This is a genomic window from Brucella pseudogrignonensis (assembly GCF_002252525.1).
GTDB lineage: Bacteria > Pseudomonadota > Alphaproteobacteria > Rhizobiales > Rhizobiaceae > Brucella > Brucella pseudogrignonensis.
The window spans coordinates 127,528-151,732 of the sequence record NZ_NNRM01000046.1 but is presented as its reverse complement, the minus strand read 5'-3'; the positions used below and the strand labels follow the sequence as shown (position 1 = coordinate 151,732).

The window sequence follows — 24,205 nt, the reverse complement described above, 5'->3', positions numbered from 1 at the left end:
AGAAAATTGCTGGATTTGGATTAGGCGTGCGATGCCCCAATGCCGATGTCTGAAAGCACGCTTCGGAAATTGCGTTCGCGAGCCGAGTATTTTTCAACCACATCAGGAATGTTCATTGCTGCGATATGATCACTCACGAATGCGCGCCGGTCGTTGGCTGCATTGAGATCACGGGCATCGATCTTTGGCAGACCGGAGAAATTGAGCATTTCACGCATACGGTCATCAACGGCGACCATAAGGCTTGGTACGCCCGCCTGCATGGAAATGATATTTCCGTGGAAGCGACGACCGAATGAGAAGTCCATCGTCGAGCACCAGGCACGCCATTGATTGGTGTCAAGGAAAGCGTGAACGCTGAGCTTCTTCTTCAGATCGCTTGAACCTTTGTAGGTCAGCGGTCCCACCAGCTCGCCGGTGGTTGAGTCATAGGCGCGGCCATTGGCGTCCGATTCAAGCTGCATATCGAAATGCAAAAGCTCATCCTGAACCACATAGGCTGAACGACCGTCGTCCGAACTCAGCGCATTCATGTCGCCGATGGTTTCAAGTTCTGCGCCCATATAACCTGTGAAAACTGTGCGGCCTTCACCCACTTTGACCTGCGGCAGACGCGTAATGGCCTTGCGCATATTATCAGGACGGAAATAAAGCGACGGGCAACCAACCGGACGCACATAGGAAAAACCTTGGTCGCGAAGATAGCCGGCTGCATTTTCACCGCGGGTAAGGAAATAATGCTCGCGGGATTTAAGCACTTCGAGAAGCTTCTTCGTGCCAGCAGGCAAACCGTCTTCGCCTTCAATATCAGGGCGGTTCTGGATACCAATGCCGAGCATAACCACCGGCATATCGAGCTTGGATAAAACCAGCGCTTCCGCATCTGCCGACAGGCCTTTACGCAGAAGGTTTGCGCAAGTGAAGACGCAGATATCGAACTCCTTGTTGATCTCCTCGACACCTGTTCCATTGTTCACGCAATTATAAAGATGCCAGAACGGAATATGCTTGGCTGACGGCAGAAGGGCCGTCATTGCGCCCTCGCCGATCAGATAATTTCCGGTATTGGAGATGTTTTTCAGTTCCTGGATAAAATTGTCCCTGGATTCTGAATCCTTCTGCTTTTCCGAATAGTAGACCTGCGCTTTATCTGCGCGGTCAATGAGACGTGTCAGATGGCTCGGAATGCCGGTGACAAGAATTCGTGGGTTGGTTGGGCGGCTCATAGGTCGACCTTTCTGGTATAATCAGGCAACTGCACGGCCGGGGAAAACGGCAATCGTGCTGGCATCGTCTGCAACGTCCGGCTGGGAGGACCGGGATTTCGGATAGACCGGGCTTATTTCATTGGCCCAATCGGTAAATTCGGAGAAAGCAGCGCCCCAGGTACGGTGAGCGGCTGACGCCAATGCGCCTTCAGCCGTACGCATCAGGGCTTCGCGATCCTGCGCGAGAATGGTGAGAATGCGCGTCATATCGGCCACGATCTGCGCATCATTGCCATTGCGGATTAAGATGCCGTCGCGACCATGATTGATCAGCTCATCGACAGCACCCACCGCAGTTGCAACCGGCACACAGCCGAGCTGCTGGGCTTCGGCAATCATCAGCGGTGCGCCTTCCCAGCGCGACGGCATCAAAAGCACATCCGCCCAGGCGAGATGGTTTGCGATATCTCTGCCGTCGAAGACCGGTGGCGAGACCTTCACGCCCGCATCTTTGAGACGCGTCATCCAAGATGCACTTGGATCGTCGGAAAGGATTTCTCCACCGATGGCTTGCGCTTCAAACAAAATGCCCTGCTCTTTGAGCTTGACGATTGCGTCATGTAACCGGTCGATCCCCTTTTGGCGATCAAGTCGACCCATATAAAGCATCCGAAACGGCTCACCCTTGCGTATCTGTTTACGCGCGGCCGTTACCTGCGCACGCAGCTTTGAATCAATGGAGAAGCTCGCACCATTAGGCACCGAGAATACTTTTTCAAACGGCACGCCAAAGCTGTGCAGATAGATTTTCAACTGATCTGAACAGGTGAGAAACGCGTCATAAGCGTGTTCAAAAGCAATCGCCGCATAGGGTTGGCCCGCTTGCCTGCGGAAGACGGTTTCGTCCACCACATGCAGATAACAGGCCGTGCGTGTGCCTTCCGAACGCAGCTTGCCCATTAATGGATGCGCTGCCATGACGTGATTGTTGACCACGAGATCGAAACCGGAGAGTTGCCCGCGCAGGATGCCCCAATCAAGCGGATGATCTTCGGTTATGAAATCCTGCCCAAGGAAGCGGTTTGTGTCGCCCCACGCAGGAATACCGTCTTTCCAGAAGTGCAAATAGTCGAACGATTGATCGAACTCGTCGAGCACATCCATGCGCTCATTGCCAAGCACGAACAGATGCGTTTCAAATCCCTGGTTCTTCAACTCACGACCAGCCGCATACGCCACCTTCTCTGCTCCCCCAAAGGAGGCATTGGGCACCAGAACTGCAGCCGTCTTCTTTCTTGCGATGTTATGCGCAAGCGGCAGAACTGGTCCACCGCCCATTTCATCGCGTAACACCTGATACATTTCTGAAAGCGCTGGCAGACGACGTGGACGCCATGTCCAGCGCATGGCGGCACTTTGTTTGAGCGGGCTTGTCGCAATCGATGTCACCAGATTGAGCATCGACTGTTCGGGGCGGGAAAGCGCCCTGCGCTGACGAACGCGCGGAAATGGGAAGCGGACTTTCATGCGCGCCGAGGTGGGCCATAATTGCTGCGTACCCAATGACGCAAACCAATCCAGCGCATCGTTTTCGATGATGTCTTTGATCAGTTTCGTCGAGACGAAAATCAGATCCGCATGGGGCTGGCGCGTGCCGGAAGGCATGATTTCTGTGTCGATACGTCGCTCGTCTTCAACATTGGTCAGTTCAACAAAGACGATATTCGCCTGTTCAGAAAGCCTCTCAAGCCGAGACAGGATGTTTGGCAACAGCCGCGACCGCGCCAGAAGCTTCAAAGTTTCGGTGTTGGATGAAGCAAGAAATGGCGGGAAGTGAAAATTATCCGGCTCGGAAACGCTACCCCAAAATGCGCGGATGGCATCATCAAATTTAAGATCAGTCGTGCCAAGGCTAAGATCAGTAAAAAGACTGACTGTTCCCTCGCCTGCACGGATCACGCCATAGCGTGGACATTCCTCATGCTCGAAACCCACAAGCGTCGGGCGACGAAACAGCGCCTTATGTCGTTTGCGGAGAAAATTGATGGAGCCGGAGCGGTCGCGATTGGCTTCCTTGAAACGGCTCTCAGCCCGCAGGCGATATTCGAATCCGGTGTCATGGCATGGCGTTCCGACGAAACCCGCTTCGATGGCCGAAAGCCAGAATTCCCAGTCTTCAAAACCGTTCTGCCGGTCGTCGTCAAAGCGCACGCCGCTGCGGAACACTTCCGCTGAAATCATTGAGCCGGTATCGCAGATATTGTCAGTAATGCAGTGAATAAGCCGCGAATAACTATCACCATAATGCGCGCGCCAATTGACTGAAAACGTGTCGATATTGGTGTAAACCCAACCGGCATTGCTTGCGAGAAGCTTGCGATAAAGCGTGTCGATAGTTTGCGGTTGCACCCGATTATCGGCATCTACGAAATAGACGGCCTTCACATCCGACATCTCTTCAAGAATATAATCGACCGCGCGGTTGCGTGCGCCACCGGGGCCGGCATTCTCTCCGAAAATGACATGAATATTGGGATGTGCGGCCGCATAAAGCGCCAGACTGTCGAAAACTTCGCGACGCGGATCACCATCGACGGAGACGACGATCTGGGTACGGAAAACCGTTTCCGAGGCAAGAAGGGTTTCAAGCGCCTCAAGCGCAAGCGCCGCATGGCCATAAAGCGGCATGGCAACGACGATCAAATCTCTCGATCTATCGTACATTCGCAACCTCTTTGGCTAATTCCTGAACGGGGCTTGCGGCTTCGATGTGCTTGACCAGGCGGAAGTTGAAAATCTTCAACCAGGAAAAGTCGACTGAATCACCTGCAGCCTTGCTGAGCACGATCAGATCCATCGTGCGATCAATCGGCTCTTCGAGCATGAAATTGATATCGATCGGACGATTGGGAGCCACTTCCGACCAGCCACTGAACAAGACCTGTGCGCGCCGGCGGTCCATATTGGCGATCGCGTCGATCTCTTCCTTCACATCGGAAGCGAGATTGACCAGCAGCAAACCGGCCACGCATGGCTGTCCCTCAGGGTGGTCGATCACGGCACGCGCTGATATCCGGACCGTACCGGGGGCAACAACCCGGCGGATGGCAGCGGCCGTAATACCTTCCTCAAGTGGATGGCAGCCGATTGCATCCTCATGTTCAAGAAACCGCACGGTTGGGAAATCCGGCGTCAGGGGGGTAACGGAAACATTGGCGACATTGCGCAGCAATTCAATCGGCAGGCGATAATCATCAACCTTGCGACCATTGATGAGCGATGTCGGCACAATTGCGTTGGGCAATGATGCTGGCCGAACGCCCGGAAGCCCCGTAAAAATACGAAGTGCCAGCGGACGCATATCGAGATCGCCATGCGGGATGCGGGCACGAGCCGCATAGCGTTCATTGGCAATCACATTGCCCAACGAGAGTTCTGGTGGCACACCGCCGGTCGCGGAAATTCGCAGACGCAGGGTCCGGTGGCTACCATCGCAAGCCTTAGGCAGCGAGAAGAAATTCCATTCCGAATGAAGCGTGGCATAAGGCACGAGCCATTCGGCAATGCCTTCGCCATTCTCCAGATAATCGAGCGTTACGATCAGCTGTCCGTTGCGATTGGCAGGCATGTCGCGGAAATGCAGGGCAAAGCCCGAGACGGCATAGCTTGAAACTGGAAAGAGCTGTTCGATTTCCGATTCACGCAGCAAGCGTGCAAAACCTTCATCCTTTGGATCAACCAAAGGCGCATGGCTGAAAATCTCTGTAGAGGAATCCCAGTTGCGGGCGTGAAAGGCATCCTCGATAGCGCGATAATTTTCGAACATCGTTTCGCGTTCACGACGCAGCATCGCAAGCTCGGCATGCACTTTGCTCACATGGCCGACAAGCCGGTCGAGGCCGTTTTCAAGCAGCTGCGATACGAGAAGCGGTATGGTTTCAGGGGACGCCTCATCAACGCGCACGACAGGGACTTCAGGAATGGTGCGCATCCGGTAAAGCTGCTGCAGGACGCCATTGAGTTCTTTTGCGCCCTCATCGGAAGCGGCAACGGCAACGAGTGGAAATGTATTGGCCAGACGCAGACGCTTGCCGTCTCCTTCAACGAAAGCTGTCAGTTCGCCGAGAGAAGTCGATTCCAACGCTTCACGATCACGCATTGAAGCAATGGCATAACGGCGGGTTTTCCGCGCCGAGATCGCTGGAAGTGGTGTGCTCAACATAATCATCCATTGTCTAAGAGCCAACTTGGGAGGTTTGGCTTCTACTCTCAATGAGAAAATACTGACTATGTATTGTCAACAATAATATAGCGAAGACTATATGATAATATTACGAATATTTGGAAGCTATTTAATTCAAAATTTGAAACAATATGAAAACATATTGAATACAGCGCTTAAACACGCAGAAATACGGGGTTTTATATTATATAATTTGGCCTTGTATGCCCGATTGTTGCCACATAACACTCATCGGCCATCTAATACTGCTTCGATCAAGGTTTTTTGCTGTTGTAAACATTCCGACAACCGAAAGCGCGTTTCCACTGTTCTGCGTGCAGCAGCACGCATCGGCAGGCACGCATCGGGATCTCGAAGCACGTTCAGAATCGTTTCCGCCAATATGTCGGTATCGTAAAATGGTACGAGAAGGCCGTTTTTCCCTGCCCGGATCACCTCGCGGACCGGTGGCGTATCAGAGCCTATGATCAGCGCACCACATGCCATGGCTTCAATGACGGACCAGGACAACACAAACGGATAGGTGAGATAGATATGGGCAGTGGATATCTGGTAGAGTTTGCGCAGCTGCGCATGGGAAATGGTGCCAGGGAAAACAACCCGGTCCGGTGGCAACTCGGTTTCACGAAGCAGATAATCGCGCCACGAACCACCACCCGGCGGCGGCGTGCCGTAGCTCACTCCATCTCCACCAACAAACACGAATATTGCGTCGTTATTTTGCCGGATAACTTTTTGCGCTGCTTCCAGTGCCTCAGGGAAACCTCGGTAGGGCTCGAGATCACGCGCAACAAATGTAATCACCCGGGATTCACCTGCCTTGAGCACGCGCCCGCCCGGCAGCTCAATTGAAGCGTGCCGGTCTGGATAGAACAATTTCGTATCCACGCCCTCATGCACGACCGCAATCCGCTTCTGGGCAGATTTGGGGTAAAGGCTCTTCTGCCAGTGCGTGGGGCTGAAACCGCCATCAATACCGTCGAGCGTAACAAGCTGGGCCATATTTCGCAGGCGCAGCCGCTTTCGCGTTTCCATATCCGGTCTGTCATCAGGCGCAAAGCCGACATCCGCGCCATGCGCGCGATAGAAGAATTCGCAGTAACCCAGCGCGGGTGTGGTGGGCAGTACGTCTTTCACGAACATCATACTGCCCCAACCGATGTGACCGATCACAATGTCGGGCGCTTGGCCATGACGTGCCATGGATTCCAGGGTTTCAGCCACCCGATACCCGATCCTCGTATGATGATCGGGTATTTCCAGATATCTGGCCATCGCCCCATTTGGGCGAGGACCAGATTCTACTCGGTGGCGGATGACGCGGACCGCTGGGAGGCGACGGTCCACTGTCTCACAAATCAGGCTGACATCATGTCCACTGGTAGCCAGATTCTCGGCTAACGCAGCAAACTGGCCGAAACCGCGCCTGTGCACAAAAGCTATACGCATGTCACAAAAAGTGTCCGGTTATCGGTCGAAAAACCGCGATTCAGCATCAAATGCCATAACGCGCGGCATTGCCCCACACGAGCTCAAGCCGGTGCAGAGTCTGGTATGCGATCTCGAGATTTCGAAGATCGTCGTCGTCGCGGGCAAGCACATGGCTGTAGGTTCTGCTGGCATTTCGCAAGCTCGTACACAGCCGTTCACCCTTGTCAGTCAGACGAATACGAGCCGATCTTTTATCCCTCTGAGAGGCAACGCGATCGACATACCCGCCGTCTGTAAGTTGTTTAAGATAATAGGAAATGTTGGAACCGACATAGTGCCCGCGATCCAATAGTTCACCCACAGTGAGCTCGACATCGCCAATAGCCATCAGAACCAAGGTCTGTGCTGGGCCAACGTCTTCCACGCCCAACTTGGTAAGCTCCGTTTTCAGAAGGCTTACAAAGCGACGATTCACTCTTTCTATCATCCGGGCCAGCTCGAAATGGGTAATTACAACTGTATGAACCGGATGTCTGCGTTCCTGTTTTTCGGCGGTAACTTCAGGAAAGTCGACGGAAGTAAATCTATCGACTGATGTCTCGACTTCCACTCCCTCGTGCAGAAGTTTTTGCATCTTTAGCTCTCCATTTTTCAATTTTACTTCAAATTTTGAAGAAATTTGCAGTTATATTTATTTGGCTCCTTTCACATTTCCCCGCCATAAAAACTTTTTTCTGTCACATTCTCTGCAGTATTACTTTACTGATCTTGAGAACTAGACCACACTTTTTAGGGATATCCGCCACCTGTGACCATTACAAGGCAGATCGCGTATGAATGATACTCGCGAAAACAATCCAGTTGGCAAGAGCCCAGCGGATAAAAAAAGGCCCGACGATTCTGTAACTACGTCCAAAAGCCTTATTTTCAAGGCTCGGCGCGTTTTCCTGTCAGGCCTGCTTTATGCGGTGCTTTTGAGTGCCTGTATCAATTTGCTACAACTCACTGTGCCCCTCTATATGTTGCAGGTTCATGATAGGGTGCTGAACAGCCGAAGCATGGACACACTGACCATGCTGACGATTCTGGCCGTGGGTGCGATGCTCGTATTCGGTGTTCTGGAATACATTCGGGCACTTTCGTTTCAGGCTATGGGCAGCGCACTCGTTCGCCGGCTAAACTTGGCAGTGCTGACTGCGGCCGTGCAGGCATCGGTCAACCAAGGCCTGCCAAAAGCAACCCAAACGCTGCGCGATCTCACTGAACTGCGCAGCTTTCTAACCTCACCCGCCATCAATGCGCCGCTTGATGCGGCTTGGTCGCCGATCTTCCTTGGTGTGCTGTTCATGCTGCATCCAATGCTCGGCCTGATCGGTCTGGTCGCAGTCATCATTCTGGTTGCCTGTGGTGTGCTGACCGATCTTTTGACCCGCAATCTCATACAGGAAGCCAATCAGGCCAATGTCGAGGCTGTCGCCAAAATCGGCAGCAGCCTGCGTCATGCGGAAGCCATTGAAGCCATGGGCATGTTGCCCGCTTTGGCGCGCCGCTGGCGCACCATGCAGATGCAGGCGCTTGAAGTGCTTGATCTCGGCGGAACACGAGCCCGTGCTATGTCATCCATTGCGCGAACGGCACGCTTCATCGTGCAGATCGGCTCACTTGGCGCCGGTACGCTATTAGCGATGCAGCAGGAGATCACGCCGGGCGCAATGATCGCTACCAGCATCATCATCGGTCGCCTGTTGATGCCATTTGACCGGATTGTTGAGAACTGGCGTCAGTGGGTCAGCGCAATTGCAAGCTGGAAACGCGTTAAATCCCTGCTTTCCGAAAACCTTGCTGTACGTCAGACAATGCCAACCCCCCGCCCCAACGGTGATCTGGTTGTCGACAAGCTGATCTATGCGGCACCCGGCGTCGATGTGCCAATCATCAAAGGCATTTCGTTTTCGATCTCACCGGGCGAAGTGCTTGGCGTCGTCGGACCTTCGGCTGCAGGCAAGTCTACGCTTGCACGCTTGCTGATCGGTATCGTTAAGCCCACGTCCGGCGGTGTTTTCCTGGATGGCAACAATGTCTATCTCTGGGAACGCGGCTCTTTTGGCGAAATCGCCGGCTATCTGCCGCAATCGGTTTCGCTGCTCGACGGCACGATCAAAGACAACATCGCCCGCATGGGTGACAGCGATCCGCAGCGCGTATTGGAAGCCGCACGCCTTGCTGATGTGCACGAGATGATCGGGCGTATGCCACTTGGTTATGATACACCTGTGGGTGACGGACGACTGACGCTTTCGGGCGGTCAGCGCCAGCGTATCGGATTGGCACGCTGCCTCTATAACCGTCCGCGCATCATCGTATTGGACGAGCCGAACTCGAACCTTGATGCGGTCGGCGAACGCGCCCTGATGCGGGCCATCGAACACGCGCGCGGCGACGGTGCCATTGTCATCATGATCGCACATCGGCCGTCTATCATGCAGGTCGCAGACAAGCTGCTGGTGCTCGAAAACGGTCGGATTTCGCAATTCGGCCCACGAACCGATGTGGTCTCCACACTCACCCCGGCCACGACTGGCCCTAAAATGGGAGCAGCAAGCGCATGATGGGCAAATCCGTTATTACGCGTCGTGTTTCCAGCCTGCTCGCCCCGCGTGCAGAATCATCCGACAACAAGTCGTTGACCCGATTTGGCTCTGTTAAGCCAGAATGGGCGCATGATATCGAACAGGAAGATATGAAATCGCCGCTGCGCGGGCTGATTATCGCAGGGCTTGCAACAATCGGCGTTGCCTTTGGTGGCTTTTTTGCCTGGGCCTATTCCGCCAATCTTGGCAGTGCGGCTGTGGCACTGGGTACGGTTATTGTTGATTCCAAACGCAAAACGATCAGCCATCTCGAAGGCGGCATTCTTGATCGGCTACTGGTGCAGGAAGGCGATGTCGTCAAAGTTGGTCAGCCGTTAGTCAGGCTCGATGCAACAAAGGCGCGATCCGAACTTCAATCTCTCGAAAGCCGTCGGATCGGCCTGATTGCAAAACTTGCGCGCCTGCGTGCCGAGCAGTCTGGTGCAAAGGAAATCACCTTTCCTGAAAAATTTGCTGAAGGTGGCGAGAATGCTGAAAACGCCGTTCGCGCAGAGAACATCTTTTTTCAGAAGCGCCTCGCCCAGAAGCTGAGCAAAATCGACATTCAGCAAAAAACCATTGAGCAATATACCGAGCAGGAAAAGGCTTCGACTTCACAGATTTCCGCGACTGATCGCCAGATCGAACTGATTACTGAACAGCGCAATGCTATCGCAAGTCTTGTTGAGAAAGGCTTCGCGCAGAAATCAAAACTCACTGAAATCGATACACGTTTGAGCCAGCTTTCCGGTGATCGCGGTGAATATGCTGGCGACAAGGCAAAGGCTGGACAGGCAAAAGCCGGTGCCGAATTTGCACTGAGCGCGATTGAAAGCGACCTTCAGTCGGAAATCGCCGGCGAGATTACATCAAGTCAGGTCGAATTGTCCGATGTGCAAGAAAGGATCGTGGCAGCCAAGGATGTCATGCGCCGTGTCGAGGTCAATTCGCCACAACAGGGCATTGTTGCCAATATCCGGCTGCGGACGCCTGGCGGCGTTGTGGCTCCAGGTGAACCGATCATGGATATCGTACCGGAAAACGAACCCATGGTGGTGGAAATGAAGATCAGCCCACGCGATATCGATAGTATTTCTGTGGGGGCAAGCGCGCAAATCAAACTGACAGCTTACAACCAGCGCTCAATGCCACCGCTCGACGGCAGACTGACCTATATCGCCGCCGACCAGTCGCTCGACGAAAAGACAGATACGGCTTATTTCGTCGCCCGCGCTGAAATTACGCCTGAGGCGATTGTCGCCAATCCAACTGCACGGCTTTATCCCGGTATGCCTGCAGAAATCATCATCGTTCACAAAGACCGCCGCGCAATCGACTATCTCGTGTCGCCGATTACCGACAGTCTCAATCGCGCATTCCGCGAAGATTAAACTGCATCCGGCTGCGTGCTTAACACAACAACAGCCGGATAGTCGTGAAACGTAACGAAAGAGTATTCTATAATATAAATCATCCATAGGTTGAATACGCTGAAAATACCCGCGCCGCGCATGTTCCGACATGCGCGGCTTCATCATATTGAAATATATTAATTTTTTTGTTCGAACCGATCCGGTTCAAATTTTGAAGTAAATTGGATTTAAATATAATCTAAATAGAAATTATAATGATATTAAATATACATCATAATTGTGTTTACAAAACTGTAATATAAATTATTCGTAATAATTTGTTACTTACGGATGCCAAAATTGCAACAATTAATAGTGTTGCAATCCTTATTGATGCGGCGCAAACTACTACAAGCATGATGGTCGGTTTATTCCCGGCCTTTTTGTAACCCATACAGGAACACAAGGAGAAGCAGATGGCCACTTTAGAAGGCGGCGCCTACGACGACGTGTTGTTCGGTTCCCGCTTTGACGATTTCATCCGCGCTCATGGCGGTGATGATCTCGTATTCGGAGGTGATGGCAATGACACCATCTTCGGCGATGACGGGAATGACATCCTCTTCGGCGGAAATGGTGATGACCTCCTTTTCGGCGGAAACGGAAATGACATTCTGTTCGGTGATGCAGGAAACGACGTCCTAAGCGGCGGCGATGGGAACGATGTGCTGTTTGGCGGCGCTGGAGAAGATGTTCTTCAGGGCGGTGCAGGCTCGGATCTTCTCTTCGGCGGCGAAGGGAATGACATTCTCTTGGGCGGCGACGGCAACGACATCCTTGATGGCGGTGCTGGAGATGATATCCTTATCGGCGGTGCCGGTAGCGACGTCTTCTTGTTCAATGGCGGCGGCGGAAACGACGTCATCCTTGACTTCAACCCAGGCGAAGACATCCTTCAGATCCAGCAGGGCATCAATGGCCTTGATGTCAATTCGGCGGATGACCTCGCAGACCGTGTCACACAGGTTGGTGGCAATGTCGTTGTCGATCTCGGCAATGGCGACACCGTTACCCTCGTGAACACCAGTGCAGAAGATATACAGGCTCATCCCGACCAGTATTTCACTGTCCACTGATTAAACGATTGAGTGCGTGCCCGGCATCCTCCCGCCGGGCACGTTCCTTCTTTAATTCTTTTCAATCTCGATTTTTGGCCCGACCCAGCCTCGTTAGCGCTGCTTCTGGCCCTGCATTTCCAACAAGAATGAAAGGGCGCTCACATTGAACCTCGACCATTCGGCGGACACTGAAAGCAAAACCGAGAACCTCTCCATTTGCCGTCTATGCGCCGACGTGGCTGTGGTCATCTGGGATGTTCCCGGCCCGGCTCGCTCCACAAACAAATGCACGCTGGAAACGCCTGTCCAGCCCGTCCCGCTGCTCAGTGTTGGCATTCCGCTGGAAAATGGTGGGATGCGCATGTTCTGGGCCATGCGGACCGGACCCGAACCAATCGAATTATCGCTGAGTGCGGGTTCATTGGGACCTACGGCACAAGCAATCCTTTATCCGGCCAATGAGCTTGCAGCATTCGATGTCAATCATGTCGTCAGTGATCTCACTTTGCCCGGCCATATCAAGCTGCTGACCAATATCCTCACAACCTGGCGCAGCACGTTCCGGCTGACGCGAAATCAGGCATTCGCATCCCTCGTGCGCGAGCTAACTTTCGCGTTAACGCCGGAACCCCGGGAAGCACAGCATTGTGGTGAACCTGTTTCCGGGCATCATCTTCTCGAAACAGCCGTCGATCCGATGCTCGGCGAAATCTCTGCCATTTACGGCATAACGCCGGGCAGCGTCATGGTCATCCCGCCGCGATTTGTGCTTGGTCAGCAGGGCCGCAATGCCTGGCAGGCCTGCCATCTTCTGGTTGAAGCTCCGCAGGATCTGCCTTCATCGCTCCTGCTTGTACTAAGCGGGCAGAAGGGTGTCGCGGTGCGCAAGATGGCAACCCGAACGGCAGAACAGAACAACTTCACCAAATGGTGGAGCAAATGGCAGAGTAACGGTGCTTTGCGGGAGTTTCTGGTTCGCCAGCTGGGCAAAATCAATGCGGCAGGGACCGCCGTTGCCATTGATTTACAGACGCGCTCGCCGCTGCCTGTCCGTCAAATTGCACAATCTGCTTCTCAGCCGACAGCCGAAATCGATCTGGCGCTGGCATTGGATGGGGGCCTGATCGTCGGTGGCTGGATGCATGATCCTTCGGCCATGCTGGCCGATATCGAATATTTGCCTGAAGGCGGCAGTGCTCAGTCGCTCAAGCCTTATTTCCATAAGTTTGCAGGCAAAATTGCCAAGCGTGAGGATGCTCCACAAAGGGACGTGACAGGCTTTGTTGCGTGGTTGCCATCGGCAAAAAACCTTGGCCCATTGCTGCAGCCGCGTTTTCAGATGCGACTTACGTCGGGCAGCACAGCGCCACTGGTGCCTGCGCCACAACCTTTTGAACCATCCGCGCAACGAATGCGGATCTTGCGTTCCGTCCCGCCACAACAGGCGCGACCGCATGTTTTTGAGCAGATTCTCGCCCCCGCACTCACAGAAGTTGAAAAGAAAATCGGCGCAACGGTGCGCATCACGGAAGTCAAAGAATTTGGCGAGACGCCTGCTTCTCCTTTGGCCTCTATCGTCATCCCGCTTTACCGCAATCTCGATTTCCTGCGGTTTCAGTTTTCATCGATGGCAACTGATCCCTGGCTGATGGCCAATGCTGAATTTATCTTCGTGCTCGATTCACCTGAAATTCAGGATGACACGGAGCATATGCTGGGCGGCCTCAACATCCTTCATGATATGCCGTTCAAGCTAGCAATCATGAACCGCAATGGCGGCTATGCGCGTGCCTGCAATGCGGGCGCAAGCATAGCCACAGGCACAACAATTGTTATGCTCAATTCGGATGTGGTGCCTTCCGAACATGGTTGGTTGCAGCAGCTGATCCAGCCGCTATTCGATGAGCCGAAGCTCGGTGCAATCGGCCCGCGCCTTTTGTTTGAAGATGGCTCTCTGCAACATGCCGGGCTTTATTTCGCCCGCGATCGACAGGGCATCTGGCTCAATCATCACTACCACAAGGGTATGCCGGGCAATTATGCGCCTGCGCGCCGTGGGCGTGATGTTCCGGGCGTTACCGGTGCGTGCCTGATTACCCGTAAGGACATCTTTGATCTGGTAGGCGGTTACAGTGAAGACTACGTCATCGGCGATTACGAAGACAGCGACCTGTGCCTGAAAATTCGCCAGCTCGGTTTCCAGATTTACTACGAGCCAAGCGTTGCGCTCTACCATTTCGAGCGCCGCTCAATCCGCCGCAGCGCGGATTATATGCGCGGCCTTGCCAGCCAATATAATTCCTGGCTGCACACGCAGCGCTGGAACGAAGAAATCAGTGAATTGATGGCCCCGCAACACGACGAGATGCAGCTCTCAATGCCCTCAAATGTGATCGTGGCAAAATCTGAAAGGAGCGCCGCTTGACGGAAGTGGTAATGCTGAAACAGCCAGAACCTGAAGCCAAACCAGCAATACCCGAAGAACAGATTGACTGGCTGATACAATCTGTTTTGAAGAACCGGTTTCTGCCCTCACCCGACCCGAACAGCGTGTTCGTCGGAGACGGCGATTATCGCGCCGTGGGTGCCGAGTTCCTTGGTCATTTCATCCGCAAGGGCGGGCTGAGGCCTGATTCACGGGTGTTGGATATCGGTTCGGGGATTGGCCGCATGGCCGTACCACTGACCCAATATCTCGACACGGCGAAGGCACGCTATGCCGGTATTGATCCTGTGGTCGGTGGCGTTAACTGGTGTCGCCAGAACATCACTGCGCGCTATCCCAATTTCGAGTTCCGTCATCTCGACATTGCCCATGATCTTTATAATCCAAAAGGAAGCGTGAGCGGTCTGACCCTCACATTGCCTTTTGCGGATAAGAGCTTCGACTTCGTCATCATGACTTCAGTGGTCACGCATTTGCCGCCTGACGAGGTAAAATCCTATCTGGAACAGATTTCGCGCGTCCTAGCACCTGGTGGCAAACTGTTCATGACTGCCTTTGTCGTGGACGACATTGCCGCTCGCGACCGGCACGGCAAGCGCGACAAGCGCCTCTCCTTTGAACGTCATGGAACCGGCCCTTGCTGGTTTTTGCCGGAACTTCCGCCCCTTGCGGCGGTCGGCTTTGAAAACGGCTTTCTGGATCGTGCGCTTGCAGGTGCCAAGCTGGAGCTACAAACAAAATCCTTTGGACATTGGCGCGGCATCGAAGCCGATCACTATCAGGATATCTTCATTGCCTCGCGCGGAGGTGCCGCCTGATGGCCCCGCGCGTTCTCATCGCAGCCCACAATCATCCTTCGCTGCACCCCGGCGGAACGGAAATTTTCGCCCATGATCTGTTCCGCGCCTATCAGCGGGCAGGATGTGAAGCGATGTTTTTAGGTGCAACCAACAAGGTGCATCGCGAAGCGCGTCCGGGCACGAGTTTTCAGAGCATCGGCAATGGCGGCGATGAAATTCTGCTGTGGTCCGGGCACTTTGATCGCTTCTATATGAGCCAGATCGACCTATACGGCATTGTGCCGGATATTGTTGAACTGCTGCGTGACTTCAGGCCCGACATTGTGCACCTGCATCATCTGCTACTTTTGGGCGCAGAATTCCCCCATATCGTGCGCCGCACACTGCCTAATTGCCGGATTGTCCTGACGCTGCACGATTATTACCCTATCTGTCATCATGACGGGCTGATGGTTCGCACCACCGGCAAAGAACTTTGTCATGGGGCAAGTCCAGACCGCTGCCACGCTTGTTTCAAAGATATTGCGCTGGATAAATTTGTGCTTCGTGAGCGGCACATCAAATCGCTGCTGAGCACAGTCGATGCCTTCGTGTCCCCAAGTGCGTTTCTTAAACAGCGCTATGTAGAATGGGGCCTTGCCGATGATCGCATTCAGGTCATCCCCAATGGTCAGCCGGAACGTCCAAGATCAACGGCTGTTTCGCATGAGCGGGCCAAGTCGACCTTTGGCTATTTTGGCAATCTCAACCCGTGGAAGGGTGCAACGGTTCTGCTTGAGGCCGCAAAGCTGCTCATTGCCGAGGGATTTGATTTCGAGCTCCGTGTTCATGGAGCAGCTCCCTTTCAGAGCGAGAGCTTTGTTAGCGAAATCGATGAGCTTTTTGCCCAGACATCTCCTGTTGTGCAGCGGCGTGGTGCTTACCGCCGCGAGGATATCGCGCAACTCATCCAATCCGTGGATTGCGCCATCATGCCTTCGATCTGGTGGGAAAACGCTCCACTCGTCATTCAGGAAGCACAGGGACAGAACCGTCCCGTCATCTGCAGCAATATTGGTGGAATGGCCGAGATGATCACTGATGGCATCAATGGTCTCACCGTCCCGCCCAATGATCCGCTGGCGCTCGCCCAAGCAATGCGACGCATGGCGGAAAACCCGGAGCTGCGCCAGTCGCTTGGCGAAAACGCGCGGCACCCGGACACCATCGACACCACCGCAGCACGCTATCTCGATCTGATTGGATCCTTGCGCGCGGCCCGTGTCGAGGCAGCATGAGAGGTAGATCATGAACATCGCGACCAAAATTCCATCCGAAGGGGCACAAAAGCCGGTTGAAGCACAGAGCGCTTCGCCGACAGCTCAAAGGACTGAAGCCATGAAAGGACGCGTTGACGCTATTGAAGAAGGACGCCTTTACGGCTGGGCATTTGATCCGTCCTATCCGACTGAGCGGCTCATCATTCGCGTTCTGTTGGACGACAAGCCCATTGCCGAAGCACCTGCCGACAAAGAGCGACCAGACCTCAAGCGCAATGGCATTGGCGATGGGCTGCACGCTTTCGAAGTGATGCTGCCGCAATTTGCTGCAGCCCGCGCTGGCGATCTGGTGGTCGTTGCAGCCAATGCCGCAGGCAATGAGCAAAAGCTGCGCGTTCCAAAGCCTGATGAGCAGGCAGCTGAAGCGCTCATCGCAGCACCGATGACCCGCATTCTCGATAAACTCGATATGCTGATGGCTGCACAGCGGCAATTGCAGGTCAACCAGCGTTCATTGCAGCGCGCAGCGCCCACCATCGACAGTTCCGGCAATGCGGCACCGGCAGAGCTTCTCGATATTGCCGGTTCGGTTGATGCGCTGCGCACCGATCTTCACCAGCGCATGACCGAGCTTGATGTTCATATCATGCGGATGGATGGCGTGGTGGCAGGCCTTGAACAACGCATGGAAGACGTGCGCAAGAGAAGCAGCGGTGACATCAAGGTACTTTTCGTACTGGCCGCCGTTTTGACCGGCTTTGTCGCAGGCGCGCTTCTGACGCTTGCAGTCATGCCGTAAGGACAAGCCGTATGGTGCAAGACGAACGTCCAAATTCGGCTCCAAAACAGCCCCGAACACCTGATCGCCCACCCATGATGATGGAGGGTGAAATGGTGGTCGGCAGTGTGATTGAGGACACGCTGGTTTTAGTGCTGGGTATTGGCAGCGCGACCAATGATCAGGTTACGGCCTTTCTGAATGGCGACCCTGCAATGAGTGTGAAAACAAACCTCATTACCTGGCCGCTAAAAGAACCTTCGCCTGCCGGAACGCACGGTTTTGTGGCAATTGTTCCGACCAATGTGCTGCGCCGTGGCGTGCTCAAAACAATCATGTTCCAGCACCGGGCCAAGGTGGGGCGCTATAACTTTGCCTCACGATCCGCCTCCATTGCGGATTTTGTTGCAATGATTGCCGATCTGTCGGGTTCAGCTCTGCCCGGCGTCATTGACGAGCTCGTCGAAGGTCTGATTTCAGGGCCAATCAGCCGGAAGAAGCTTTCAGCGATCACCGTTCTTTTACAAGCTGGAGCGCGTTCGGATGGCTGTATCGAATTGATCGGCGCCAGCGACGAAGGCGAGATTTTCGTTCAGGGCTGGGCGCAGGATTTGACGCCCAGTGTCACGCGACTACTTATCAGCGGCAAAAATTCGTCGCTCGCCGAATGTGCGATCAGTGTTTTCGCCCGCCCTGACCTCAACGAACAGGCATCCGGTTTTGCCGGGCTGCTGCTCTCCAATGAGCCGGTTGAAGCCAATGATATTGAGCGAATTCTGTTTCGCGGCAGGCGCGGCTGGCGGTTTACAGAAGTCTATGATCGCAGGCTTTTGTCCGGTTCCCGCGAGACGCCGGCCCATATCCGCGCGATTCTGCCGCGCGTTAGAAGCTCAACCGATATTTTGTTAAGGCTGCGTTCGGCAGCCAATCGCTTTGACGGCACCGATACTGTTTCGGCCCTCCCGTTTCCGGTCCGGATCGGCATCGACAATGTTTTCCGCGTTGAAGGCAGTGGCCTTCTTGTTGCAGGCTGGCTTCTTGATCCCGACAGCCACGTCGAGGGTGTAAAACTGCGTCGTCATCGTGGAGAGATCCAGATCGACACAACATGGACGCGCATTGATCGCCCGGATGTGACGCGTGAGTTTGACAATCAACCCCCGTTCAATGCTGGCCTTGACCCTAGCAGACATGCTCATGGCTTTGTGGCATTTGCTGCGGAACTTGATGGTGACAGTACCTCACCCTTCTACCTAGAGCTCTCCATCAGCGACGGGCGGCGTGCCTTCTTTCCGCTGACGCCGACGCGTGTGACCTCGCGCGATGCAATCGTGCGGCAGCTTCGCGCAACGGACCCCAACGCCTGGGCATTGCGCCACATCGTCGATCAGCAGCTGGTGCCGCTGCTGCGTGGCGTTACCCGCCCCGCACCTGAAGTATTCGGTGTGGTTGATCTGGGACCATTTGAAGATGCAATGGGGCCAGCAATCATCATCGGGATTGACGAGCGTGTCGAAGAGATCGAGCCATTGCTCGCGCTGCTTGCCCTTGATCCTGAAACGCGAATAGCACCGATTGTGATCGCAGCAGCAACTGAAATCATAGACCGCGTCGGCGTTCAGATCAGACGGCTGGCTGATTTCTATCGCTTACGCATTCGACTTGTTTCGGCCAATGGCTCTGAAGATCTTTATGACGCACTGGAAGTCGGCGCACGCACTGTCACCACCGATCAGGTTGTCTTTCTGGCAGGCTCCCTGCTGCCGCGAAAGGCTGGCTGGCTCAACAAGCTGGTCACTGCGTATGAAACCCATAAAGACTGTGTGCTCTCTCCAACCCTTGCCTATGAAGATGATTCAATCCGCTGGGCAGGGACGTGGGTTGCAGGACCACAATCGGATCGCGCCCTCATCAGTCGTTATGCGGGCTATCCGATCGACGCCATATCCGGCATGTCGCTGACCGAAGTGGCAACGGCAACCTTTGAATGCTGCATCATGCCGCGCGAAGCATTGTTTTCTGCCGGTGGCTTCACACGAGGCTATCTCGGCACCCATGAAAAGGGCCTGGACCTTGGGCTGAAGCTCAAACAATCGGGCCTGCGTTCCTATTGGCTGCCATCAGCCCAGATGCTTGGTGCAGATGATACTTCTGTCACCGACAAGGCTTCAACGATTGCTTTAATCGAACGGATCGACCGCCAGGTTTTCGACGCCCGGTGGTCGGCCATTCTCGCTGGCAAGCGCAAAGTACAAATGGAGGAACCCGTATGAGCGAGAAGCTCCGCGTTCTGGTCATTTCCCACGCCCATCCGTCGATCTCACTCGGCGGTGGTGAAATTGCATCCTATAATCTGCACAAGGGCTTAAACACCATTCCCGGCGTGCAGTCAGTCTATCTGGCACGCGCGGCACACCCAATCCCGCGGCATGGGACGACTGCGCTGATGAGTATGCGTCGCGCAAGCGATGAAATTCTCTTTCATGCAGACGAGTATGATCACTTCTATCTTTCAAACAAAAACACCGACGAAATCCGCCGGGATCTGCTGAGGTTTGTGCGCGATTTCGACCCGGATATCATTCACTTTCACCACGTACTCGGCCTCGGCCTCGAAACGCTTTATGCCATTCGCGAGACATTGCCGGATCGCATCATTCTGGTGACGTTTCACGAGTTCCTCTCGATCTGCAACAATGACGGGCAGATGGTAAAAGCTGGCACCTCGAAGCTCTGCAATGAAGCCTCGCCAATTGATTGTCACGCCTGCTTCCCGCAGATACCGCCTGCCCGCTTTTTAAAGCGCGAACGTTTCGTGCGCGGGATGCTGGAACTGGCAGACGCTTTCGTATCGCCCAGCGAGTTTCTGGCAAACCGCTATCGCGAATGGGGTATAAATGCTCAGAAAATGGCAGTGATCGAAAACGGGATCGCGATCACACAGACAACGCCGCCGCGCGAGCTTACGGGACCGGACCCACGGCGCAGTCGCTTTGCCTTTTTCGGGCAGATTAATCCATTCAAAGGCATCGATGTGCTTGTCGATGCGGTGTCACGCGTTCCCGAACAGGTATGGGGCGAGGATTCCCGCCTGATGATCTTTGGCGGTAATCTCGAAAAGCAACCGCCGGCATTTCAGGCACGAATGCAGAAGCTCATTGAAGAAGCAGGACCGCGTGTCCGCTTTTACGGCGCCTATCAGAATGCTGAAATGCCGCGGCTTATGCAGTCGGTGGACTGGGTTGTGATGCCTTCGATCTGGTGGGAAAATTCACCTATCGTCATTCAGGAAGCATTGCATCATCGCCGCCCTGTCATTTGCTCGAACATTGGCGGCATGGCCGAAAAAATTCGTGATGGCGAGGACGGCCTGCATTTTCGCGTGCGAAGCGCCGAAGATCTGGCTGATCGTTTTACTGAAGTGCTGAGCGATCCGAATATCTGGAACCGTCTTCATCAATCCATTCGCAAGCCTGTTCATTATGTCGATTGTGCAAGAGAGCACCTCGATCTTTATCACCAGTTGCGGGAAGCCCATCCGCGCAGGCTAAAGCCTGCCGTGGATACAACCGTACTTTCACAGGCCAGCTGAGCCTGGCTCGCCTGTATCTGTTACAAAAGAAGGAATAGCCTATGGCACGCGCCCTCGTCATGATCCCCGCAGGAGAAGTGTACGATCACGACAATGTCCGCTGGTATCGTCATACCGACGTGCAGGGCAGCATCAATCACTATCACAATATCGGCGACGCCTTTGTTTTTGAATCTTCGCTGAAGCTGATGAATTACGAGAAAGCTTCCGAGCTGCCGATCACCAATTTCTCACCGGAGAAAATCGATCAGCTGCGGGAAGAATATGATTATGTGATCCTGCGTGGCTCGAACTACATAAACAAGGATATGAACTGGCGCGATACGATCCCTGTTTTGCAGCGACTAAAGCTGCCCGTCATCGCTTTTGGTGTTGGCGCACAAGCACCGGTGCGCGGTGAAATTCAGCTGTCAGAGGAAACAAAGGCGGTGCTGCGCATGATCGCCGATTCAACCGTCTCTGTTGGCGTGCGTGGGGCTTATACGGCTCAGGTTCTCAACGATATCGGAATTCAGAATGTCCGTATCATCGGTTGCCCGACGGCGTTTCGCCGTAACAATCAGCATCTGCGCATCAAACTGCCGCCGCTTGAGGAAGTGAGCCAGGTTGGTGTTACCGTGCGGCGCGAGGTTTCACCGGCTTACGCACAAGATATTGAACAATATCTGACCCGGCATCGCGATCTGATCCGCACAATGGCCGAGCGCTTTGACGTAACGCTCATGGCACAGGGCGAGATTGAAGAAAAAAAGATGGTGTTCGGCACGGCTGAACAAAAAGAAGAGGCTATCGCCGCCCTCAAGGCGCATCGCTGGACCGCTGACTGGTATTTCGATGACACAATCGAAAATCTTTATCGGCATCGCATGTTCTATTCGGATGTTGTTGCCGACTACGAGGAATTTGTGCGCAAGCAGCAATTGGTTCTGGGCTATCGCCTGCACGGAAATCTGATGGCGCTCGCTAACGGCATTCCATCGATCTATTTCACTTATGACAGCCGAACAGCGGAATTTGCCGAAACCTATAAAATCCCAAGCTATGATGTTTTCAGTGACAAGCAATTCCGTTTGGAAGATTACTGGGACCAGTCATTATTCGACAAATACAACCGCGCTTGGTTTGAGACCTATGCCGAAATGAAGCAGTTTCTCGATGAAAATGGTGTCGATAACAAAATGACCGACACCGGTCTGCCAATCGGAGAATTAAAGGTGGCTTGACGCTTATTGCGGCTTGGCCGGATCACTGGTTTTAGGCTCGTCGGGTTCTGGCTTGCTCAGATGCACTTCAAATGGAGCGATGAGCTTCTTGGGCTTGTCGCTTGGCATATCTGGCGTGAAAGGTGGAAAAGCTGCACCAGCGGTCGGAACTTTCAATGCTGCAGCATCGACGAGATCGTCGCCTGAACTTTCCACGAGCTCGACATCAGAGACGGTTCCATCCGGCGCCAGATAAAAGCTGATCTTCGGTTTGAAAACACCATCCAGTTCAAGAGGGCGCAGTTCGCGCGACAGAAGAACCCCATAACGTCGGAGGATGCGGACGACAGCGCTTTGCCATTCAGCCTGATTGATAATCTGAGGCGCTTCCGCCTCAGATGGTGCGGCTGGTGCCGTAACACGAGGCCCTGTCTGCGCAACGGATGGCAAACTGTAGGACGTCGCGGTCAGCAAAGAACCAAGCATCATGAACAGCCGCAAACTCGTTTGATTTTTCATTTTCATGATCCTCAATGTTAGATCTTTTACCCTTGAAAGCACCGATCATTCTTATCAGCCGCGTGACCGGGAAAGACGTTAAAACCTATCCCTGCAATCCGAAAACCGCGTCAGCAATATCGGATTGGCTTACCTTTTCAAACGTCTCACCAACATATTCGGTCAAGAGAACGCCAACTTCTCCGATACCCAAATCATCAAGCTGATCTGGTGTACCGAAGCCATATTCCATATGCCCACGCCCAATGATGCCGACGACAAGCGCTTCGGGCTTTTCTTCGAGATATGCCGCGATGTTGCAGGCAAAGGCCCGATCCCAGGTTTGCTGCGCCCGAACAAAGCGGTCAAACTCCGGTGCGTCGGCTGATTTTCCCTGCATGACCGGCGGCCCGCCATTGGTCAGACGCAAAAGATGTTCGCGATGCGCAAGGCTCGCCGGACGTGCCGGGGTCAGGCCATCACGATCTTCTTCCGCAATCGCTTCCCAGCCTTCTTTGCCAACACGGGTCACGAGATCGCGGCGACAATTAAGCGCCAGCAACTTGACGTTAAACTCGCGGCAGAAGTGGAAAAGCGGCCAGTAAAGATCTGCATCAAAGCCCCAGACCTTGCCCCATTCAGCTTTCTCCAGAAACTCCTCGGCCTCGAGCTTGCCTGCCACCCATTCATCAAGCACTGGCTGAATTCTTCTCGGAAACATCTCAAAGCCGACGGCAAGCTCATCGCGAAGAGCAAGAAGAGACGCAGAAACATTCACCTGCCAGCGATGAATATCGTGCCGATCATGCTGTTCGCCGAGAAGCACAACGCGCTTCTTGGCCATTTCATGCATAACCGATTGATGCGTGCGAACTTCTGGCGATATTGAATCAATCCATTGCCCGGCTTGTACCGATAAAGGCTCTAAGCTCATCGAAACGCATCCTTTTTGCCCGACACGACGAGACCCGTTTGCTGGCCCGTCTCATTGAGAGCGTAGAAGCGATACTCATCCCCTTCTTCTACCTCATGCCACGAAGCAACGTGGCCCGCTTTGAGATGCAGATGAAAGTCCGGTTTCATCACATTGATAAAGCCGCGGGACGGACGCACGTCCGGCATTTCGCCCGACCATTCCTGCTTGAAGGCTGGCAAGTCGAGCGCAATGCGCACCTCCGCCTTATTGCGCTGAGCTGCCGCAAAAGGCTTCAAACCGGGTTCATCATCACCGACTTGCAGCGCTTCGCCAGTACCGCGATCTTTGTCTTTGGGTGGAAGAGCCGAGAACGCAAAGCCATTCAGAGCCTGATCGAACGGTTCCGCACCATCAAAGCCGATCACGCTGCCGACCACACTCTCATCTTCAGCAAGAAGATCGATACGGGGATAGACCTTCTCCTGCATCACACTGCTGCGATCAGCAATCAGCGAGGCAATTGCCGAAAGATCGATGCGCGAATGATGCTCGCTACCTGAGAAATAAATCCAGCCGTCACGAACCTCAACCTGCTCCACGACACCGATACGCTCATGTGTCGCGCCGCCACTTTTGGAGTTGATCATAAGCTTGCCCATTGAGGGCAGCGTCTTCAGAACATCAGCCGAATCGGCTAAAAGTTTCACGCGGATCGGTTGTTCGCTCATAATT

The 24,205-nt window shown here is 54.0% G+C and carries 18 protein-coding genes; 10 read left to right on the top strand and 8 right to left on the bottom strand.

What is annotated here, in order from left to right:
• Window positions 1-20: 20 nt before the first annotated feature.
• From CEV34_RS22265 to CEV34_RS22245, 5 genes are all read right to left on the bottom strand, one after another.
• A complete protein-coding gene (locus CEV34_RS22265) occupies window positions 21-1,226 on the bottom strand; it encodes a polysaccharide pyruvyl transferase family protein (protein WP_079213255.1) in 1,206 nt (401 codons plus the stop codon).
• A gap of 21 nt (window positions 1,227-1,247) precedes the next feature.
• Window positions 1,248-3,932 (bottom strand): glycosyltransferase, encoded by a 2,685-nt coding sequence (locus CEV34_RS22260; protein ID WP_094544552.1) that lies wholly within the window; start codon window positions 3,930-3,932, stop codon window positions 1,248-1,250.
• Entirely contained in the window at window positions 3,922-5,430 is a 1,509-nt protein-coding gene (locus tag CEV34_RS22255; protein WP_094544551.1) for a DUF6212 domain-containing protein, read from the bottom strand. Before CEV34_RS22255 ends, CEV34_RS22260 begins: the two co-directional genes overlap by 11 nt.
• A gap of 249 nt (window positions 5,431-5,679) precedes the next feature.
• Window positions 5,680-6,900 carry a glycosyltransferase family 4 protein gene (locus CEV34_RS22250; protein ID WP_094544550.1) on the bottom strand — a complete coding sequence of 407 codons (1,221 nt, stop codon included), beginning with the start codon at window positions 6,898-6,900 and terminating at the stop codon, window positions 5,680-5,682.
• A 46-nt stretch (window positions 6,901-6,946) separates the two neighbouring features.
• On the bottom strand, window positions 6,947-7,516 hold the full coding sequence (locus CEV34_RS22245; protein ID WP_007877300.1) for a MarR family transcriptional regulator: 570 nt from the start codon (window positions 7,514-7,516) through the stop codon (window positions 6,947-6,949).
• Window positions 7,517-7,715: 199 nt separating this feature from the next.
• On the opposite strand from CEV34_RS22245, the gene CEV34_RS22240 reads away from it, so the two are divergent.
• The 10 genes from CEV34_RS22240 (at window position 7,716) to CEV34_RS22195 (ending at window position 22,080) form a co-directional block, all read left to right on the top strand.
• Window positions 7,716-9,491, top strand: coding sequence for a type I secretion system permease/ATPase (locus CEV34_RS22240; protein ID WP_094544549.1), 1,776 nt, complete (start codon window positions 7,716-7,718; stop codon window positions 9,489-9,491).
• Complete coding sequence (locus CEV34_RS22235) at window positions 9,488-10,903, top strand: HlyD family type I secretion periplasmic adaptor subunit (protein WP_094544548.1); 1,416 nt, start codon at window positions 9,488-9,490, stop codon at window positions 10,901-10,903. Before CEV34_RS22240 ends, CEV34_RS22235 begins: the two co-directional genes overlap by 4 nt.
• A 437-nt stretch (window positions 10,904-11,340) precedes the next feature.
• A complete protein-coding gene (locus CEV34_RS22230; RefSeq protein ID WP_094544547.1) occupies window positions 11,341-12,000 on the top strand; it encodes a calcium-binding protein in 660 nt (219 codons plus the stop codon).
• Between the two features lie 145 nt (window positions 12,001-12,145).
• The gene (locus CEV34_RS22225; RefSeq protein ID WP_094544546.1) at window positions 12,146-14,407 is read left to right on the top strand and encodes a glycosyltransferase family 2 protein; all 2,262 of its coding nucleotides are present in this window, start codon (window positions 12,146-12,148) and stop codon (window positions 14,405-14,407) included.
• Entirely contained in the window at window positions 14,404-15,246 is an 843-nt protein-coding gene (locus tag CEV34_RS22220) for a class I SAM-dependent methyltransferase (protein ID WP_094544545.1), read from the top strand. Before CEV34_RS22225 ends, CEV34_RS22220 begins: the two co-directional genes overlap by 4 nt.
• Window positions 15,246-16,505: a glycosyltransferase family 4 protein gene (locus CEV34_RS22215; protein ID WP_094544544.1), complete on the top strand. Its 1,260-nt coding sequence runs from the start codon at window positions 15,246-15,248 to the stop codon at window positions 16,503-16,505. Before CEV34_RS22220 ends, CEV34_RS22215 begins: the two co-directional genes overlap by 1 nt.
• Before the next feature lie 10 nt (window positions 16,506-16,515).
• The gene (locus tag CEV34_RS22210) at window positions 16,516-17,286 is read left to right on the top strand and encodes a hypothetical protein (protein ID WP_079213264.1); all 771 of its coding nucleotides are present in this window, start codon (window positions 16,516-16,518) and stop codon (window positions 17,284-17,286) included.
• 11 nt (window positions 17,287-17,297) lie between these two features.
• On the top strand, window positions 17,298-19,538 hold the full coding sequence (locus tag CEV34_RS22205; RefSeq protein ID WP_094544543.1) for a glycosyltransferase family 2 protein: 2,241 nt from the start codon (window positions 17,298-17,300) through the stop codon (window positions 19,536-19,538).
• Complete coding sequence (locus tag CEV34_RS22200) at window positions 19,535-20,857, top strand: glycosyltransferase family 4 protein (protein ID WP_094544542.1); 1,323 nt, start codon at window positions 19,535-19,537, stop codon at window positions 20,855-20,857. The genes CEV34_RS22205 and CEV34_RS22200 overlap by 4 nt, the downstream gene beginning before the upstream one ends.
• 41 nt (window positions 20,858-20,898) lie before the next feature.
• Window positions 20,899-22,080, top strand: a complete 1,182-nt coding sequence (locus CEV34_RS22195) for a polysaccharide pyruvyl transferase family protein (RefSeq protein WP_094544541.1) — start codon at window positions 20,899-20,901, stop codon at window positions 22,078-22,080.
• Between the two features lie 3 nt (window positions 22,081-22,083).
• Here the strand turns inward: CEV34_RS22195 and CEV34_RS22190 are convergent, their stop codons facing one another.
• The 3 genes from CEV34_RS22190 to CEV34_RS22180 form a co-directional block, all read right to left on the bottom strand.
• Window positions 22,084-22,578, bottom strand: coding sequence for an energy transducer TonB family protein (locus tag CEV34_RS22190; RefSeq protein ID WP_179253624.1), 495 nt, complete (start codon window positions 22,576-22,578; stop codon window positions 22,084-22,086).
• Between the two features lie 85 nt (window positions 22,579-22,663).
• Entirely contained in the window at window positions 22,664-23,491 is an 828-nt protein-coding gene (locus tag CEV34_RS22185; protein ID WP_094544539.1) for a ChaN family lipoprotein, read from the bottom strand.
• Entirely contained in the window at window positions 23,488-24,201 is a 714-nt protein-coding gene (locus tag CEV34_RS22180) for a hypothetical protein (protein WP_094544538.1), read from the bottom strand. The genes CEV34_RS22185 and CEV34_RS22180 overlap by 4 nt, the downstream gene beginning before the upstream one ends.
• Window positions 24,202-24,205: the final 4 nt, after the last annotated feature.

Bases quoted from the DNA above. Each gene is read 5' to 3' on its own strand.
- CEV34_RS22215 (WP_094544544.1), top strand. From the start codon at position 15,246: ATGGCCCCGCGCGTTCTCATCGCAGCCCACAATCATCCTTCGCTGCAC.
- CEV34_RS22190 (WP_179253624.1), bottom strand. From the start codon at position 22,578: ATGAAAAATCAAACGAGTTTGCGGCTGTTCATGATGCTTGGTTCTTTG.
- CEV34_RS22195 (WP_094544541.1), top strand. From the start codon at position 20,899: ATGGCACGCGCCCTCGTCATGATCCCCGCAGGAGAAGTGTACGATCAC.
- CEV34_RS22185 (WP_094544539.1), bottom strand. From the start codon at position 23,491: ATGAGCTTAGAGCCTTTATCGGTACAAGCCGGGCAATGGATTGATTCA.
- CEV34_RS22235 (WP_094544548.1), top strand. From the start codon at position 9,488: ATGATGGGCAAATCCGTTATTACGCGTCGTGTTTCCAGCCTGCTCGCC.
- CEV34_RS22265 (WP_079213255.1), bottom strand. From the start codon at position 1,226: ATGAGCCGCCCAACCAACCCACGAATTCTTGTCACCGGCATTCCGAGC.
- CEV34_RS22255 (WP_094544551.1), bottom strand. From the start codon at position 5,430: ATGTTGAGCACACCACTTCCAGCGATCTCGGCGCGGAAAACCCGCCGT.
- CEV34_RS22240 (WP_094544549.1), top strand. From the start codon at position 7,716: ATGAATGATACTCGCGAAAACAATCCAGTTGGCAAGAGCCCAGCGGAT.
- CEV34_RS22180 (WP_094544538.1), bottom strand. From the start codon at position 24,201: ATGAGCGAACAACCGATCCGCGTGAAACTTTTAGCCGATTCGGCTGAT.
- CEV34_RS22250 (WP_094544550.1), bottom strand. From the start codon at position 6,900: ATGCGTATAGCTTTTGTGCACAGGCGCGGTTTCGGCCAGTTTGCTGCG.
- CEV34_RS22245 (WP_007877300.1), bottom strand. From the start codon at position 7,516: ATGCAAAAACTTCTGCACGAGGGAGTGGAAGTCGAGACATCAGTCGAT.
- CEV34_RS22210 (WP_079213264.1), top strand. From the start codon at position 16,516: ATGAACATCGCGACCAAAATTCCATCCGAAGGGGCACAAAAGCCGGTT.
- CEV34_RS22230 (WP_094544547.1), top strand. From the start codon at position 11,341: ATGGCCACTTTAGAAGGCGGCGCCTACGACGACGTGTTGTTCGGTTCC.
- CEV34_RS22260 (WP_094544552.1), bottom strand. From the start codon at position 3,932: ATGTACGATAGATCGAGAGATTTGATCGTCGTTGCCATGCCGCTTTAT.
- CEV34_RS22200 (WP_094544542.1), top strand. From the start codon at position 19,535: ATGAGCGAGAAGCTCCGCGTTCTGGTCATTTCCCACGCCCATCCGTCG.
- CEV34_RS22205 (WP_094544543.1), top strand. From the start codon at position 17,298: ATGGTGCAAGACGAACGTCCAAATTCGGCTCCAAAACAGCCCCGAACA.